Below are 17,639 nucleotides of genomic sequence, written 5' to 3' on the forward strand. Positions count from 1 at the left end.
TGTGGGTACGAAAAACCGGTGATCGGGAACACCCCATTATCTTATTTGATTACGCCAGTCGTCGTCGCACCGATGTGGCCAGATCGCTGCTTGGTGATTATCAAGGCTACCTGCAAACCGACGATTATATTGGCTATCACCGTATTGGGCAGCAAAAAGGCATCGTCGCACTGGCCTGCATGGCCCACGCTCGACGTAAGTTTATCGACGCTCAGAAAGTCAGCCCAAGCCCGAAAGGAAAAGTCAGTAAAGCCGACATGGCCGTGACAATGATCAAAGGACTGTACGTCATCGAAGCCGCGATTAAAGACCAACCAGCCGAACAGAAATATCAAATTCGACAAGAAAAAAGCCTGCCCCAGCTCAACAAACTCAGAGCATGGCTGGACAAAGCGTTGCAACAAACCCTGCCAAAAGGAAAAACCGGCGAAGCCTTAGCCTACCTCGATAAAAACTGGGACAAACTAACGGTCTACCTCACCGATGGGCGACTTCATATAGATAATAATCCCGTCGAAAATGCTATCCGACCGTTTGCGATAGGGCGCAAAAATTGGTTATTCAGTGACAGTCAGCGTGGCGCAAAAGCCAGCGCCATGATGTACAGCCTGATAGAAACCGCCAAAGCGAACGACCTGGAGCCTTACGCGTATTTACGGAGAGTGTTTGCCCAGTTGCCGTTATGCGAAACCGTGGAAGACATTGAAAAACTGCTGCCTGAGAATATGAAAGCGGCCGTTATTTAAATCGGTAGATGGGGTTGTTTGAGCGTTTACGGGCTTTCAGACTCTATTAGCTTTAGCAAATTCTGAGGTATCTTTTTATATAAATCTTTGTAGAGCTTATGACCACTGACCTTTGACGGGTACAGTCCCAGTCTCCACAAAAGCGCGCAAGCGTGGCTCAAAACCGGACATTAATCCCGGTCCAATCTGAATTGCACTAAATATATACAGTTTTTATAAAGCAGCGACCCATGACTTCCAGCCCGTTTTTCAACGAGATCGAATTCAAGGGTCAGAATTCATGAGGTCAGAAATTCACAGCATTTTATTACTGGTTGAATCAGTGGATTACCTCACAGCTTACACAGCAGACGGCAAGCTCCACAGCAGCAATGCTCTGGCAGAAAACGTCACCACCCCTTCTCCATTGGTCGTAGTGGCTTTTTGCTGCAGGGCGCAAGAGTCAGTGCAATGTGCTGCTCGGAAGCGCCCATTTTTCTGTGTAATTTTTCCAACCTAACGTCAGCAGAAAGCAGCACATTTGAAACCGAAGTGCCAGGAGCCTGCCGGACTGATTAATAATTCCTGATCAGACCGGTAGAAGCTTTGCAGGCCGACCTGAAGTGCACTTATATCTCCTCTGGTTTCAATACAGGACGCCCCGCCAGCTTGTTCAGCAGCTGATCCAGCAGCACATACAGGGCGGGTAGCACCAGCAAGCAGATAAAGGTGGTAAACAGGATCCCGAACCCGAGCGATACCGCCATCGGCGTAATAAACTGCGCCTGGCGGGAGGTTTCAAACACCATGGGGGCCAAACCACCAAAGGTCGTCAGCGTGGTCAATAATATTGGCCGGAAACGCCTCACCCCGGCTTCACTGATGGCTTCCAGCGCCGTCAGATGGCGCTTGGCCCGAATGCGATTGGCGTAGTCCACCAGAATCAGGCTGTCGTTCACTACCACCCCCGCCAGCGCCACAATCCCCATAATGCTGATAATCGACAAGCTGTAACCCAGCAGGATATGGCCGAGGATTGCCCCGGCGGCACCAAACGGGATCACCAGCATCACCAGTAATGGCTGGCCGTAACTGCGGAACGGAATCGCCAGCAAGACGTAAATCAGTAGCAAGGAGAAGAAGCCGTACAGCTGCATGGCACTCATGCTTTCCCGCGTATCGGCCTGACGTCCGCGAAAATCAAAATCCAGCGTCGGGTATTGGGCTTGCAGGTCGACAAAGGCTTCTTGCTGCAATACCGTCATCACCGCCGGAATCTGCGTCCGGGGTTCCACATCGGCGGTCACACTCACCACTTGTTTACCCGCCCGCCGCGAAATACTGGAAGGGGCCACGGTTTTTGCCAGCGTTGCCACTTCTGCCAGAGGCACGTAACCACCCGCTGGAGTGCGGATCATCAGACGTTCAATATCGGCACTGTAACGGCGTTCATTTTGTGGCAGCCGCACCAGTACCGTTACTTCATTCCGCTGCCGCTGCTGACGCAAGGCCCGAGCGCCGTACAACGCCGCCCGGACTTGCATGGCAACGTCGTCCGACTCCAGCCCCAGGCTGCGACCCAGGTCGTTAATTTCCACGTCCCATTGCGGTTTGCCACTGCTAAAGCTGCTGGCAATATCCTTGACGCCTCCCAGCTGTGCCATAAACACCGCCAGGTCGTCACTGGCCCGAGCCAGCAAGCGGGTATCGGTGCCACGCAGTTCCACAGTCAGGCCGCGCCCACCCGATGGGCCGCCACCCCGTTCAGAATCAAAGGTGATACTGCGAATGCCGGGGATTTCTCCCATGGCTGTGCGCCAGCGTTTGGCGACTTCATGAGCAGAAATCGGCCGAATTTCGGAATCCACCAGCCGCGCTTCCACTTCAACGGTTGAGCCATCGATGCTGCCTTCCACACTCACCAGCAGCGGTGTTCCTGCGGCCTCGACCGGTGCAACAATATCGCGCAGCCGCGCTTCCAGTTGCAGCCGAACGTCCAGCGCCTGCTCAAAAGGCGCATTGGATGGCAGCTCCACCTGAGCGACGGTAAATTCACCTTCAAGTCGTGGAAACATACTGAAACCCATGCGGCCACTGAAGGCCCAGGCCAGCACGGTGATGCCCAGCGCCAGTGCGATCGCCAGGGTTAATCCGGGGTTACGCAAACTGCGGCCCAGCAGCGGGCGGTACACCCTCTCGATAAAGCGCCCAAGCTGGCCATCCACTGCCTCTTGTATGGCATCCAGCTTGCGCCCCAGTCGGCTCTCCGGCTTTTCTTTCAGATGCGCCAGGTGCGACGGCAGAATAAACAATGCTTCCAGCCAGGAGATCAGAAAACAGCTGATCACCACGATCGGAATCGCCAGGAACAGCTTGCCCATCATGCCGGGCAGCGCCAACAGCGGTAGAAACGCCGCGACATTGGTCAGAATCGCAAACGCCAGCGGACTGGCCACTTCACGAGCGCCCACCACTGCCGCGTCGGCAAACGGCATGCCCTGCTGCATATGTTCGTAAATATTTTCACCGGCAATAATGGCGTCATCCACCACGATCCCGAGGGCAACAATGAAGGCAAACATCGAGATCATGTTGATGGAAACATCCACCGCTGGCAGTAACAGCAAGGATCCCAGAAAGGCCGTCGGAATGCCCATGGTGACCCAGAACGCCAGTCGGTATTCCAGAAACAGACTGAGCAACACCAGTACCAGAATCAAGCCGATAGCGGCATTTTTGATCAGCAAGCCCACTCGCTGATTGTAGGTTTTGCCATCATCATCGGTGACCACAATTTTGACACCCGGCGGTAGCCAGCTGCGAATGTCATCGAGTTTTTCATGTACTGCGGCCGCCACCGTCAGCGGCGTTTGCTGCTCGGCACGATAGACGTCGTAGCGAATTGCTTCCTGACCGTCGTAAGTCACCAACCGCCGGGCATCACCAAAGCCCTCTTGCACATGGGCAATATCACCCAGCCGCAAGCGCACACCAGCGGCATCGGCAATCACCGGGATGTCATTAAACTCCCCGGCCCAGTAACGACGTTGATCCAGTGCCACCAGAATATCGCCGCCCGGTGTTTTGACCGTACCGGCGCTTTGTTCAATGGCATTATTGCCAACAGCGCTGGCGATGTCCTGCAAGGTCAGACCGTAACGCTGCAATTCTGCCTGGGGGATTTCTATATGGATTTCTTCATCCGGGGTGCCGGTCAGCTCGACCTTGGAGATATCCGCTGAGGACAACAGTTCATCCTTTACCTGTTCGGCCAGGCGCTTCAGCGCAAAGGTATCCAGCGGTCCAAAAATCGCCATTTCCACCACACTGATATTACGGCTGGCAATTCTGACGATGGGGGTTTCCATTTGCGCCGGAAAGGTCGTGATCCGATTCACCGCCTGCTGCACATCCTGATAGGCCTGCTGGCGGTCGGTGCCATTGTCGAGTTCGATATTGATTCTGGCACTGCCCTGGGAGGCGGTGGAATTCACTTCTTTCAGGCCATCAACGGCAGCCAGCTCGTTCTCGATAGGCAGTACGACACCTTGTTCCATCTCCGTCGGCGTCGCCCCCGGATAGCCAACCTGAACGATCACAGCCTCGGCTTCGTAGGATGGAATAAACTCCTTGCGGATCGTCAGCGACATCATAAAGCCACCGAGGATCAGTACCGCCATCAGCAGGTTGGGAGCCACCCCGTGGCGCGACATCCAGGCGATCGGGCCATTCCCTTGCGCCACACTCATGGCCGGACTCCCGCCGACGTAGCGGTGTCAGTCGCTGATGCACGGGTCGCCAGGCGCACCGGCATGCCTGCCGTCACGCTATCCAGGCGATTCACCAACAGTTGATCGCCTGGCTGTAATCCAGAGCCAACCCAGACCAGCGTTCGACCTTGATAAAGTACTTCAGGTTTACGCAGTATCATCTTGTTATTGTTAACAACCCACAGGCTGCCGTCGTCGTTCATCTGTTGCAATGGCACCGTAACGCTATTGCGGATGGGCTTGCCTTGCAGCTCGACTGAGACAAAATCATTCAGCAGCAGTACCGGCTCAGCAGGATGATTCAGGCTCAACGGATCACGCACCGCCACCATCAACCGTGCCTGACGGTCGTTGCTATCCACTCCGGGCAGCAAATTCAGAATCCGCGCTTCTCGGGTCTGACCGCCCCAACCAGGATGATGAAGCAGCACCGGGGCCTCCGGATCCAGCCACGGCAAAAAGCCCCGAGGCACTTTGACTTCAACCCAGAATTCATCGGTATTAACCAGTTCAAACAAAGTCGCTGAATTGCCAACCTGGCTGCCAGTCGCCACACCGCGTGACTGTATCTGGCCATTAAAGGGCATCGTTACCCGAGTACGGGACAGATTCAGTCGTGCCTGATTTACCGCCGCACGGGCATTGAGCAAAACCGCTTTGGCACTGGCAATTTGTGGTTCACGTAACACCAGCGCCCGATCCGAAGCTGCCAGCTGACGTGCCGCCAGCTGATACTCATCGGCGGCCAGCGCCGACGCTCCCTGTTCAATATCCAGACTCGCCTGTGCCTGCACCAGAGCAGCTTCGCGCTGCTGTAATATCAGCTCGTAATCCCGTGGCTCGATGGTCAACAAAGCAGCACCCGCCTTGAGTGTGGCCCCTGGCACTGCCGCAGCCGCCACGGCCACGACCCGGCCGCTGACCTGCGCCTGCAGCGATACCTGCTCAGCCGCCATCACCTGGCCCCCGGCCTGCCAGACCGGACGAACATCCCCGCTGCCTGGCGGTTGCACTTCCACCAGCCGCGCCTGAACGTCAGGCTTGACTCGTGTTGGCACCGGCGCTGTTTTTAGTACGACCCAGGCAGCCGCACCGCCCAGTATCAGCACCAGCAGCACCAGCCATACTTTACCTGCCTGTTTTGTCATGCCTGTTTGTTGCTTCATTCTTGTGGCTCTCCAGCATCAGCCCCGGTGAAATCTCCGTGACTGACGGAGCGATACAGTTGAATTCGATACTGCAGTTGTTGCCAATGCCCATCAAGCACCTCTCGCTCCAGCGCCAGTACATCCTGCTGGGCATTCAGTAATGCCAGAAAATCGCCAACACCACGACGATAGCGAGCCAGCTGGAACCCTTCGGTCTGACGCGCCAGGTGCAGCTGTTTTGTCAGGCTGACCAACAGATCGCTGGCCTGCTGTTCTTGCACCAGCACTTGCTGAACCTCTTGTGCCGCTGCCAGTAACGTTTGCTGATACTCCGCCACGGCGGCCTGCACACTGGCCTGCGAAGCAGCTAGCGCTGCCCGGCGACTGCCACCATCCAGCAATGGCACGACCAGTCCGGCAGCCAGGTTGCCCACCCAGTGATCAAAGACATCGGCCAGGTTGGCATCCGCAGCGGAGTACGAAGCCGACAGCGTCAACCGTGGGTAGCGGTTTGCCACTGCCACCGCGACTGCCGCATTGGCCGACTGCAAGGCGAACCAGGCTTGCTGTACATCCGGGCGCTGCTGTAAAGCCGTCAGAGAAACAAGCGGGGGTTGCAACGGCAATTCAGGCAAAGAGCGAGACGCAGCCAACTCGGGCACCACATCGACTCGCAACCAGTCACTGCGCCCAAGCCAGACAGCCAGTTGCTGCTGATAGATCACTTGCTGGGCGCGGTCGGCCACCAGACCGGCAACAACGCCTTCTTGCAACTGTTGCTGTTGCCAGACATCCGAAACCGCAGCCTGCCCGCGATTAAAACGCGCCTCGGTCACGGCCAATGCCGACGCAATACGCTGCTGCTGCCGGGTTAACAATGCAATCCGGCCTTGCTGACGTAACCAGCCAAACCAGCTACCAGCTACCTCACCAGCAAGGGTATTGGCCGCCACACGTACCGTTGCAGCACTACCCTGGGCATTTAACTGGCCTTGCTGCTGTAACGCGCCAATCCGGCCCCAGAAATCAATTTCATAAGTCGCCGACAATCCGGCATTCCAGTTATTGGCAGCGGAATCAGGACCAAATGAACGACTGCGAGACAGGCTGGCATCCAGGCTCGGATACTGTTCCGCACCGGACTGCCGCGCCAGAGCCTGACTCTGCTGCAGCCTGGCCCAGGCAGATTGGAGGGTAAAGTTGTGTTCCAGACCGGTCTCAATCAGCTGATCAAGATAGTCATCATGAAAGGCTTGCCACCAGCGGGCATCCACTGGCTCGCCAGCGGTCATACTGGCATCGGCCAAACCCGGAATATCCAGTGACTGCGGCTGCACCGGATCAATCGTGCTACAGCCGACCACCGTCACCAGCACCCACCAACACGGCAACAACAGCACACACGACCATCTCCGGTCGGGCCGTGCGGAAATAGATAATGCAACACTCACCGGGCATCTCCCTGGCAGTTAAAACAGCGCATAACACGCATGGTCAGATAACACCCGCAACGACATCCCAAACGACATCCCAAACGACATCCCAAACGACATCCCAAACGACATCCCAAACGACATCCCAAACGACCATCTACAGGGCAAACTGCCGCGTCAGACTCATCGCATTTTTGAAAAGTTCCGTCAAGGATCGTCAACCACAACCTGTAGATCAGCTGCGCCGCCAGCGAGGCATAAGCAGGCTATAAAATAGTCCATCACGCCGGGAGGGAAACAAGGAGATAATAATAAAAGAGATTGCTGTTCAAACTGCAGCAACCAGACAGGTTGCCGCCATGCGGTGCCGAACGTCGTAGCTATCCGGCAATCACCCTGGCGCGATCCAGGCGACTACTGAATACCACTTCGATAAAAAACGGGCCAGCCTTGGTCTCGAACGGAATCACCAGCACCGGGCCGTTCACCGCATGGGCCACCAGATCATCACCAAACAGCAGCTGCGGTTGGGCCATTTCAAAATCAAAGCCTTTTTCCCACAGCAACTTGCGCGCCCCACCCGACAGCATGTTGGTCAATTCGCCGGTCAGATCGCGGCAGGAGTCATCCAGCTGGCTGATTTCTTCACCCAGCATCAGGCTGCTGATCATCAGAATAGCGCCTTCAGAAAAGCTGATCGCCAACGACCCGCGTACCGTGTCACCGGCCATAGGAATCAGACCCGTCACCACACCCAGCGGCGCATCATCCGGCTTCACATAAGGCTTTTGATACTCACAGGTCATGGATGCCATGGTCGCCAGTATATTGTTGATGGTCTCAACAAAAGGATTGATATACTCAACGTTCATGAATCAAACCACCTCCGGGGGAGCCAAACCAGACCGTCATATCTGCACCTAAACTCCAGCTACGATATCGCCAGTGTAGTCCAGCGCGCCATTCCGGAGCGTTGCCGGGTCTATATTCCAACCCCCAAAACACCCCGACCTGTCATTCCAGCCTAAGCTGTCATGGCCATCTGTTACTTTATGACCAGTACCTACCCCAAACCCAAACCCAAACTCAAAAAACATGACCTGCAGTTAGGAGCCTACCGACTGTGATCGCTTGCCACCACAGCCAGTCTTCAACGGCTATCACTCATCGACATCAAAGACCTTAACGACTCAAAGACCTTTAACCGCATAAATACCGGGCGCATTGCGCCAAAAACCCCGGTAATCCATACCGCAACCAAACACATAGCGGTCTTCCACTTCCAGCCCAACAAAATCGACTGTCAGCGCGCTGGTTTTACGATCGTGAATCTTGTTAACCAGCACCGCCGTAAGCACTTCCCTGGCACCCTGTTGACGACAGGCTTCCACCACCGCCGCCAGGGTATGTCCTTCATCAAAAATATCGTCGAGGATCAGCACCGTACGATCAGCCATGGGCACAGACGGAGGTGCTTGCCATTGCAGCTCGGCGCTGCCGGTCACATCTCCCCGGTAACGGGTCGCGTGCATATAGCCAACTTCCAGCGCAAAACCCAGCCGTGGCAACAACAGTCCGGCTAGCACCAGCCCCCCGTTCATAATGGTATAGACCACAGGAACAGACTGCTGCAATCGCTCGGTAATATCGGCTGCCAGCCGATTGATCGCATCATCAACCTGTTGTGGCGTTTTCAGCAAATCGGCTTCTTGCAACACAGCATCCAGCTGTTCTTTGGTCGGCATATCGCTCATGGAGGTTTCCCGGCATGTCAGTAAAAAGCGGTATAGTAGCACGCAGCCGCAACTGCGGGACGGCCTGCAACAACCGATTGGCCAGAGCAAAGTCTGGCGGCAGGAACCTTCTGCCCTGCCACGTAACCAAGTAGCAAGAACGCGCCGTTATCCTGCTTGGCAGACCAGCGGCCTTTGCCAACCACAGGGAATTTGAGGGAACTTGGCGTATGCACTATTTTCGCAACACTGACAGCAATATCGACAGCAACGTCCATCCTACTTCTGGCCCTGTCTCTGGCCGTATCCATACTGGCCTCTATGCCGATCTCTATGCCGACATTTATGTTCCCATCGCCTGTTTTTTGCACCCAGCGAACAACAGCAGCCATAAACGCCCACGTATACGCCCAGGACTGATCGGGCTGGCTTTATTGCTGTCCGGGTTATTATCCGGCTGTGCCAGTTACCCAAAATCAATCTCTGTGGCCAATCCTGACAGCCTGCCAGACCTGCAACAATTACAAGCCAGCCCCGACCAATATCAGCACCAGACCGTCGTGCTGGGTGGCCGGATCGTCAGCGTGATCAATGGTGCTGAGCACACCACGCTGGAAATTTTGCACCGCCCGCTGTGGAGTTCCGGCCAGCCACACGCCGACAACGATCAATCTGGTGGCCGTTTCCGCGCCGAACTCGGTTATTTTGTTGACCCGGAAATTTACCAGCCAGGTCGTCTGGTCACCGTCAGAGGGCAATTTACGGGCATGGAAAATGGGCAAATCGGTGATCATGCCTACCGCTTTGCCCTGATCAAGGCCGACGGTATCGAACTCTGGCGCGAAACCGTCCCGACGGAAGTCCACTACTACACCGGCTGGGGCACATGGGGAGGCTGGCCTTATTACCCGCCGCCATCCCGACGCGGAGCAACCATTATCTGGACAGATCCGTTGAAGCACGATGGCGAAGCACCAATCCCCATGAAGCGCCCGGTTAAAATCAAACCACTGGCGAACTGACCAACACCAACAGCGCCAGCGAAGCGCGGCAGCCGGGTGTTGTCCGGGATGGCCACCAACACATCGCCTCACCCTATACCCAGATCACGGCTGTGGTATTATCCGCGGCCGTTTTTGACCTGAGCCAACCCCAGGAGTTGTCATGTCCCCTACTTTGCAACTGGCTTGCGATCTGATTGCCCGCCGCTCCGTTACCCCGGAAGACGAAGGCTGTCAGGCATTAATGATGGAGCGCCTCGCCAACGCCGGATTCTCCAACGAGCCACTGCGTTTTGAAGAGGTCGACAATTTCTGGTCACGTCGTGGCACCGAAGGCCCGCTGGTCTGTTTTGCTGGCCATACCGATGTTGTCCCCACCGGCCCGGAACACAACTGGAAATACCCGCCGTTTGAACCGCAGATTGTTGATGGCATGTTGTATGGCCGGGGCGCTGCCGATATGAAAGGCTCACTCGCCGCCATGATCATTGCGGTCGAAAACTTCGTCGCCAAATACCCGGATCACCCCGGTTCAATTGCTTTTCTGATTACCAGCGATGAAGAAGGCCCGGCACACAACGGCACCGTCAAAGTGATTGAAACCCTGGAAGCTCGTAACGAAAAAATCGACGCCTGCATTGTTGGTGAACCCTCGTCTACCCATCGGGTTGGCGACACCATCAAGAACGGCCGCCGTGGTTCGCTCGGCGCAGTACTGACCGTCAAGGGTATTCAGGGTCATGTTGCCTACCCGCATTTGGCCAGCAACCCGGTGCATCAGGCAGCTCCAGCATTGGCCGAATTAGCCAGCGAAGAATGGGATCAGGGCAACGCATTTTTCCCAGCCACCAGTTTCCAGATTTCCAATATCAATGCCGGCACCGGGGCAACCAATGTGATTCCCGGCACCATGACGGTGGTGTTCAACTTCCGTTTTTCAACCGAGCTCAATGCCGACATCCTCAAACAACGCACCTGCGACATCCTCGACAAGCACAAGGTCGACTACGACATCGAATGGAACCTCAGCGGCCTGCCATTCCTGACCGATCATGGCCCATTGGTTGACGCCTGCATTGACACCATTCGCGCGGTGACCGGCCAGGAGACCGCGCTATCGACCGCAGGCGGCACCTCCGACGGTCGTTTTATCGCCCCGACCGGTGCCCAGGTGGTTGAACTTGGCCCCCGCAACGACACCATCCACAAGGTTGACGAATGTGTCAGCGCCGCCGACCTCGACACCCTGGCCAGCCTGTACGAAGGCATTCTTGAGCGCCTGCTGGGATGAACACCGGCACCCCACTCAACACCGCCAGGTCAGACGATATTTTGGTCTGCCCGGTGTGCCAGCAAGCACTGCCAGAACTGGCCGGAGCAACCAACAAACGCGGCCAATTACAACGTCGTGCCTGTGCTGGCAACCACAGTTTTGATCGCGCCAAGCAGGGCTATTTCAACCTGTTACTGGTCAACCAGAAACGCTCACTCAATCCAGGCGACAATCTGGAAATGGTCAGGGCCAGACAACAGTTCCTGAACGGCGGTTATTATCAGGCCATTGCCACCGCCATCAATACTGTACTCACGGCTGTATTGAGCACCATAAAAGAACAGGCTCAAGCTGAACAAACTGCAGAACACACTCAGGCAGAACACACTCAGGCAGAACAAAGCACAACACAACCGCTCCATATTGCCGACAGCGGTTGTGGCGAAGGCTACTACACCGAATTCTTGTCCCGCCACCTGACGGCAGCCAATATCAATCACCGCCTGTACGGCATCGATATTTCACGAGATGCCGTACGCACCGCCTGTCAGCGCAGCAAAGAAATTGAATGGCTGGTTGCCAGTGGCAGCCGTCTGCCATTTTTGCCCGGCAGTCTCGATGCCATCTTCAGCGTTTTCACCCCGACCATGGCCGACCGCTGGCCAGAGCTGCTCAAACCCGGTGCGCCGGTCTGGCTGATTACCCCGGCCCAGCAACACCTGCAGGAATTACGGCAACAGATTTATACCGACGTCCGTACCGACAGCTACGATCCGGCAGACGACATGGCAAAACAGGGATTTGAGCGGCTCACCAGCAGTGAATACAGCAGCCAGGTATTCATTCCTGCCGATGCCCTGCCCGACCTGCTCACCATGACCCCGCACGGCTGGCGTATCACGGCCGAAAAACGCCAACAAGTACTGGCCCTGAACGGTCTTAATGTGACCCTCCACGTCCGTATTTCCCAATTTTCAGTCAAACCGTCTGACGATCGCCCGGCACTGCCAGACAACGCATAAAAGATCCGCCGTTAATGCTATCAACCTGTTTGAAAGCACCCCCTAACCGGGGTAGCATTTAGCTCATTATTGACCCAGGACAACTGCGGCCACGCCACGAATGACAGATATTCTTTTTTATGTACTGGCAGCGACCACCATCGTCGAACAACAACAATTCGTGTGCCGCCTGACCGAAAAAGCTCTGAGCCAGGGCAAACGCGTCTATATTCACACCGGGTCTCGCAACCACGCCGAACAACTGGACCGGCAGCTGTGGGAGTTCCGTGACAGCGCCTTTGTGCCGCACAGCCTGGTGGACGAGCAACGGCCTGTTGGCCAGAGCCCGGTGCATATTGGCTGGCACGAAGCACCGCCAGAGCAGCACGACGTATTGATCAACTTGCACCACCAGTTGCCATCTTTTTTTGGCCGTTTTGATCGACTGGTCGAAGTCGTCATCCAGCACGATGCGGTACTGGAACACACTCGCGACCATTTTCGTTTTTTGCGTGACAGGGGCTACCCTATTACTCACCAGGATATGAGACTACGCACATGAGCACCGAAAACGATTCGCGTAACCTGCTCGACGAACTGGAAACCTTGCAACGCGTCCTCGACGATGCAGCCGGTGAGCAAATTGACCTGGAACGCGCACTGACCCAGCTGAACACCGTTGACGAAGTGCCGGTACTGAGCGACCTGTTCAGCCGGGATGAACCACCCGCACTGCGCAACATCAACAAGCCTGGCAATCGCCCGTCTCATTTATCGGCGGTTAAAACGCCACCCACGACACCGGCACCCGCCATTATCTCTGGCGACATTCTTGAACACCTGCGTCAGGAGATGCTGCGCAAGCACGCAACCGACCACAGCACCGACACCCTTGATGCCCTGCTCGGCCCCATTGACGGCGGCCATTCTGCCGCTGACGGCCTGATGATTACACCTTTCAACCTCTCTCCGGCAGCCACTCCGGCCCCCCCTGCGGCCAATCACTTGCCCGATCTGAAGAAAGACATGACCGAAGCGGACATCCCCACATTGACAGACAGGGACACGGACAACAGCCTCCACATTGAGCCGTCTGCGCCAGCGGCCAGCCCAGCACCCGCCATTACCGCCAAAATATCTTCCAACCCATTTTTGCCACAATCGGTGCTGGATCGCCTGACCTCCGAACGACTGGCCGCCCAGCACAGTGCCGAAGAAGCCCATCGCACCATGCAACGAGTGATGGAACAAAAGCAGCAGCGCGATTCCGAAGCCATCTCACGCCTCGAAACAACGGAAAAAAACCAGCTGATCGAATCCCTGATCGATGAACTGACCCCCATTATCCAGACCCGACTGCGTGAAAAACTGCGCAACATCCTGATGGCCAAGCCACGCTGAGAACGCCTGCGACTACCTGATCCCCTGAGTATGCGGGCTGCTGGCCCACATACTTATCCAGCCCCATCCAGCGGCTGAACCCGCGCTCCGATTCCGTTATACTGACCGCCATTTTTTCATCGTTTAATCAGTCGCTTGCCAAATCTGCCGAGATGGCTCGCTGCGTTACCATTGAGATCACACCATCGCCATGGACAAGACCTACAAGCCCGACGCCCTCGAACAAACCTGGTACCAGCAATGGGAAGAAAAAGGCTACTTCAAGCCCTATCAGGATGGCCTGGATGGCGAAGGCTACTCCATTATGATTCCGCCGCCGAACGTCACCGGCTCCCTGCACATGGGCCATGCGTTCCAGCACACCATTCAGGATGCCCTCACCCGCTATCACCGCATGCTGGGTAAAAAAGCCCTGTGGCAAGTCGGCACCGACCACGCCGGTATCGCCACCCAGATGGTGGTTGAACGCAAACTGGCCGCCGAAGGCCAGCCGGATCGCCACGCATTAGGCCGCGACAAGTTCCTCGAAAAAGTCTGGCAATGGAAAGAACAGTCCGGTGGCACCATCACCGGCCAGATGCGTCGCCTCGGCAACTCCGTTGACTGGGACACCGAACGCTTCACCATGGACGATGGCTTCTACAAAGCCGTGCAAGAAGTGTTTATCCGTCTCTACAACGACGGCCTGATCTACCGTGGCAAGCGTCTGGTGAACTGGGATCCGAAACTACACACCGCCATCTCTGACCTGGAAGTCGAAAACAAGGAATCCAAAGGCAGCATGTGGCACCTGCGCTACCCGCTGGCCGACGGCGAAACCTACACCGACGCCGACGGCAACACCCAAAACTACATCGTCGTGGCGACGACACGTCCGGAAACCATGCTCGGTGATACCGGCGTTGCCGTAAACCCGGAAGACTCCCGCTACCAGCACCTGATTGGCAAATTCATCGAACTGCCGTTAGTTGGCCGCCGCATCCCGATCGTCGGTGACGAACACGCCGACATGACCAAGGGCACCGGTTGCGTCAAAATCACCCCGGCTCACGATTTTAATGACTGCGAAGTTGGCAAACGCTGCGGCCTGCCGATGATCAACATCCTGACCTTCAACGCCGACATCCGCGACGAAGCCCAGGCGTTTAATTCTGATGGCTCGGTCAATACCGACGTCGACACCAGCATCCCGGAAAAATACCGTGGCATGGAACGCTTTGCCGCCCGCAAGGCCATTGTTGCCGACTTCGAGACACTGGGCCTGCTCGACGCCATCAAAGACCACGACCTCACCGTCCCCTACGGCGACCGTGGTGGCGTCGTCATCGAGCCAATGCTTACCGATCAATGGTACGTCGATGCCAAAACCCTGGCCAAACCCGCCATCGAAGCGGTCGAAAACGGCGACATCCAATTTGTCCCGAAAAACTACGAGAACATGTACTTCAGCTGGATGCGCGACATCCAGGACTGGTGCATCTCCCGCCAGCTGTGGTGGGGACATCGCATTCCGGCCTGGTACGACGCCGAAGGCAATGTCTTTGTTGGCCACGACGAAGCCGAAGTGCGCGCCCAGAACCATCTGGCCGACGACGTTGAACTGATGCAAGACAACGACGTCCTCGACACCTGGTTCTCTTCCGCTCTGTGGACCTTCGCCACCCTCGGCTGGCCCAACACCGACGACAAAGAAGTCGCCCGTCGCCTGGCTGACTTCCACCCCACCGATGTACTGGTTACCGGCTTCGACATCATCTTCTTCTGGGTTGCCCGCATGATCATGATGACCATGCATTTTTGCAAAGACGATGCTTCATCGAAAACCCCAGGCAAGCCACAAGTTCCGTTCAAAACCGTCTACGTCACCGGCCTGATCCGCGATGAAGTCGGCCAGAAAATGTCCAAATCCAAAGGCAACGTCCTTGACCCACTGGACATGATCGACGGCATCAGCCTCGACAAACTGATGGAAAAGCGCACCGGTAACATGATGCAGCCACAACTGGCGGAAAAAATCGGCAAGCGCACCCAAAAAGAATTCCCCGACGGTATCGCCCCCCACGGCACCGACGCCCTGCGCTTCACCCTGGCTGCCATGGCCTCTACCGGTCGAGACATCAACTGGGACATGAAACGCCTGGAAGGTTACCGCAACTTCTGTAACAAACTGTGGAACGCCTCGCGCTACGTCATGCTCTCCATTGCTGGAGAAGAAGCCGTCGAAGCCGCAGCAGCCAACAACACCAGCATCGCCATTACCGACGACATGCTGGCGGCTTGTGGTGCCACCGGTGAGCCTGCCGCATTATCACTGGCCGACCGCTGGATCATCTCGCGCCTGCAACGCGCCGAAGGCGAAGTACGCCGCCACATGGATCAATACCGCTTCGACATGGCCGCCCAGGCGCTGTACGAATTTATCTGGAACGAATACTGCGACTGGTATCTGGAACTGTCCAAGCCGGTACTGTGGGACAAAAACGCCAGCGCCGAAACCCGACGCGGCACCCTCGGCACCCTTGTACGCGTCTTAGAAGCCACCCTGCGCCTGGCCCACCCGATCATCCCCTTCATCACCGAAGCGGTATGGCAACAGGTGAAAGACCTGGCTGGCAAAGGCGGCCCAGACGCCACAGCAACCATCATGCTGGCGGCCTACCCGGCACCCCAGGACGCCCTGATCGACACCGCAGCCGAAGCCGACATCGAATGGCTACAAGGTGTCATCACCGCCGTACGTAACATTCGCGCAGAAATGAACATCGGCCCCAGCAAAGAACTCGACGTACTGCTGAAAGACGGCGACGACGAAGACTTCCGCCGCGCCGACGAAAACCAGACCTTCCTCGCCAAGCTCGCCAAACTCAGCAACATCACCTGGGTTAACGACGGCGACACCATCCCCATGGCCACCACCCAACTGGTTGGCCAAATGGAAGTACTGGTGCCCATGGCAGGCCTGATCGACAAAGACAAGGAAATCGCTCGCCTGAACAAAGAAGCAGAACGCCTGGAAAAAGAAATCGGCCGCATCAGCAACAAGCTGAACAACGACGGCTTCGTCGCCAAAGCCCCGGCTGCCGTGATTGAAAAAGAGAAAGAAAAACTGAACGGCTACGAACGAGACCAAGGCAAGATCAAGGAACAGATCGAAGCCATCAAAGCACTGTAAAAACCGCCAGACCTGGCTCCTCATGCGCCCGCGTGGGAGCCAGTACAGATTTTCTTACCCTGTCGAGTCACGCATTGATTTAGTGCTTGCACACCCACCCCTATCCATTCCCATCGGCTTTCGACAACCCCCAACCCTTTCGCTACACTCTCCGGCATGACACTCACCCATCATCAGCGCCAGCAGATTCAACACAACTTGCAGCAGCAAGGGGTTCTGGCTGCCTGGCTGTATGGCAGTTACGCCAAAGGCACCGCCAACCAACACAGCGATGTCGATCTCGCCGTGCTGTTACTGGAAGATCAGGACGACTGGCAAATTCTGCCAGAGCTGGATTATGAACTGTCCAAAGCCCTGCACCTCACCGTTCATTGCGTATCCATTGCCAAAACACCAACCCCGCTGGCCTACGAAGCGGTCGAAGGCGAACGCCTGTTCGGTGATGCCGACGCAATGTTTATGGAACAACGTATCTGGTCGAAGTGGGATGAGTGGCTTTACTGGAGCCAACGAGCATGACACCAACCTATATTGAATCCATGCGCCAGCACACGCAAGAACAGCTCGATACACTGGCCGAGCTGGCCGAGCTGGCAACCCAGGCACCACTGAGAAAGATTGAACGTCTGGCCGTCGAGCGCAGCTTGCAAATACTGGTAGAAGCCGCCATCGGCGTCGCCAAACACTGCTGCAAACAAGCCAATATTCCAGCTTCTGGTGATGGTTACGGCACCGCTCTAAAGGCCCACGACATGCTGCAAAGCCAAATACCCCATGCCGTTTTAAAAGGTGCTATCGGCATGCGTAACGCCATTGTTCACGATTACCTCAATCTGGACTGGACACGTATAGAAGCCGTGCTGGTATCACACGGATACAGGAAGATCGGAACATTTATTGACGAGGGGCTGGGGTATCTGTCCAGCCAGCCTTAGCGGGCGTTCTCAACGATTGGAGAGACCCTGACACCCCATCCGGTGCT

General features: G+C 56.2%; 14 protein-coding genes. 9 read left to right on the forward strand and 5 right to left on the reverse strand.

All coding sequences use genetic code 11. The features are described from left to right. Positions 1-746 (forward strand): IS66 family transposase (tnpC, locus tag WG929_RS06015; protein ID WP_416205310.1); only part of this gene is annotated, 746 nt, incomplete at its 5' end. A 608-nt stretch (positions 747-1,354) separates the two neighbouring features. On the opposite strand, the gene WG929_RS06020 is transcribed toward tnpC, so the two are convergent. The 5 genes from WG929_RS06020 to WG929_RS06040 all read right to left on the reverse strand — a co-directional run bounded on the left by WG929_RS06020 (position 1,355) and on the right by WG929_RS06040 (position 8,830). Next, a complete protein-coding gene (locus tag WG929_RS06020) occupies positions 1,355-4,474 on the reverse strand; it encodes an efflux RND transporter permease subunit (RefSeq protein ID WP_416205311.1) in 3,120 nt (1,039 codons plus the stop codon). Continuing rightward, positions 4,471-5,661: an efflux RND transporter periplasmic adaptor subunit gene (locus WG929_RS06025; protein ID WP_416205312.1), complete on the reverse strand. Its 1,191-nt coding sequence runs from the start codon at positions 5,659-5,661 to the stop codon at positions 4,471-4,473. Before WG929_RS06025 ends, WG929_RS06020 begins: the two co-directional genes overlap by 4 nt. Next, entirely contained in the window at positions 5,658-7,043 is a 1,386-nt protein-coding gene (locus WG929_RS06030) for a TolC family protein (protein ID WP_416205313.1), read from the reverse strand. The genes WG929_RS06025 and WG929_RS06030 overlap by 4 nt, the downstream gene beginning before the upstream one ends. A gap of 413 nt (positions 7,044-7,456) precedes the next feature. Then, positions 7,457-7,948 (reverse strand): chemotaxis protein CheX, encoded by a 492-nt coding sequence (locus WG929_RS06035; protein WP_416205314.1) that lies wholly within the window; start codon positions 7,946-7,948, stop codon positions 7,457-7,459. Positions 7,949-8,266: 318 nt separating this feature from the next. Then, on the reverse strand, positions 8,267-8,830 hold the full coding sequence (locus WG929_RS06040) for a hypoxanthine-guanine phosphoribosyltransferase (protein ID WP_369854447.1): 564 nt from the start codon (positions 8,828-8,830) through the stop codon (positions 8,267-8,269). Positions 8,831-9,039: 209 nt separating this feature from the next. On the opposite strand from WG929_RS06040, the gene WG929_RS06045 reads away from it, so the two are divergent. From WG929_RS06045 to hepT, 8 genes are all read left to right on the forward strand, one after another. Further along, positions 9,040-9,831, forward strand: coding sequence for a Slp family lipoprotein (locus WG929_RS06045; RefSeq protein ID WP_416205315.1), 792 nt, complete (start codon positions 9,040-9,042; stop codon positions 9,829-9,831). 142 nt (positions 9,832-9,973) lie between these two features. Next, positions 9,974-11,101 carry a succinyl-diaminopimelate desuccinylase gene (dapE, locus tag WG929_RS06050; RefSeq protein WP_416205316.1) on the forward strand — a complete coding sequence of 376 codons (1,128 nt, stop codon included), beginning with the start codon at positions 9,974-9,976 and terminating at the stop codon, positions 11,099-11,101. Then, complete coding sequence (locus WG929_RS06055; protein ID WP_416205317.1) at positions 11,098-12,105, forward strand: putative RNA methyltransferase; 1,008 nt, start codon at positions 11,098-11,100, stop codon at positions 12,103-12,105. Before dapE ends, WG929_RS06055 begins: the two co-directional genes overlap by 4 nt. Before the next feature lie 100 nt (positions 12,106-12,205). After that, positions 12,206-12,646 (forward strand): DNA polymerase III subunit chi, encoded by a 441-nt coding sequence (locus WG929_RS06060; protein ID WP_369854451.1) that lies wholly within the window; start codon positions 12,206-12,208, stop codon positions 12,644-12,646. Then, a complete protein-coding gene (locus WG929_RS06065; RefSeq protein ID WP_416205318.1) occupies positions 12,643-13,485 on the forward strand; it encodes a hypothetical protein in 843 nt (280 codons plus the stop codon). Before WG929_RS06060 ends, WG929_RS06065 begins: the two co-directional genes overlap by 4 nt. A 190-nt stretch (positions 13,486-13,675) precedes the next feature. Then, a complete protein-coding gene (locus WG929_RS06070) occupies positions 13,676-16,657 on the forward strand; it encodes a valine--tRNA ligase (RefSeq protein ID WP_416205319.1) in 2,982 nt (993 codons plus the stop codon). Between the two features lie 156 nt (positions 16,658-16,813). Continuing rightward, the gene (mntA, locus tag WG929_RS06075; RefSeq protein ID WP_416205320.1) at positions 16,814-17,176 is read left to right on the forward strand and encodes a type VII toxin-antitoxin system MntA family adenylyltransferase antitoxin; all 363 of its coding nucleotides are present in this window, start codon (positions 16,814-16,816) and stop codon (positions 17,174-17,176) included. Beyond that, positions 17,173-17,592 (forward strand): type VII toxin-antitoxin system HepT family RNase toxin, encoded by a 420-nt coding sequence (gene hepT, locus WG929_RS06080; RefSeq protein ID WP_369854455.1) that lies wholly within the window; start codon positions 17,173-17,175, stop codon positions 17,590-17,592. Before mntA ends, hepT begins: the two co-directional genes overlap by 4 nt. Positions 17,593-17,639: the final 47 nt, after the last annotated feature.

The sequence above is a fragment of the Oceanobacter antarcticus genome, assembly GCF_044962685.1.
GTDB lineage: Bacteria > Pseudomonadota > Gammaproteobacteria > Pseudomonadales > Oceanobacteraceae > Oceanobacter > Oceanobacter antarcticus.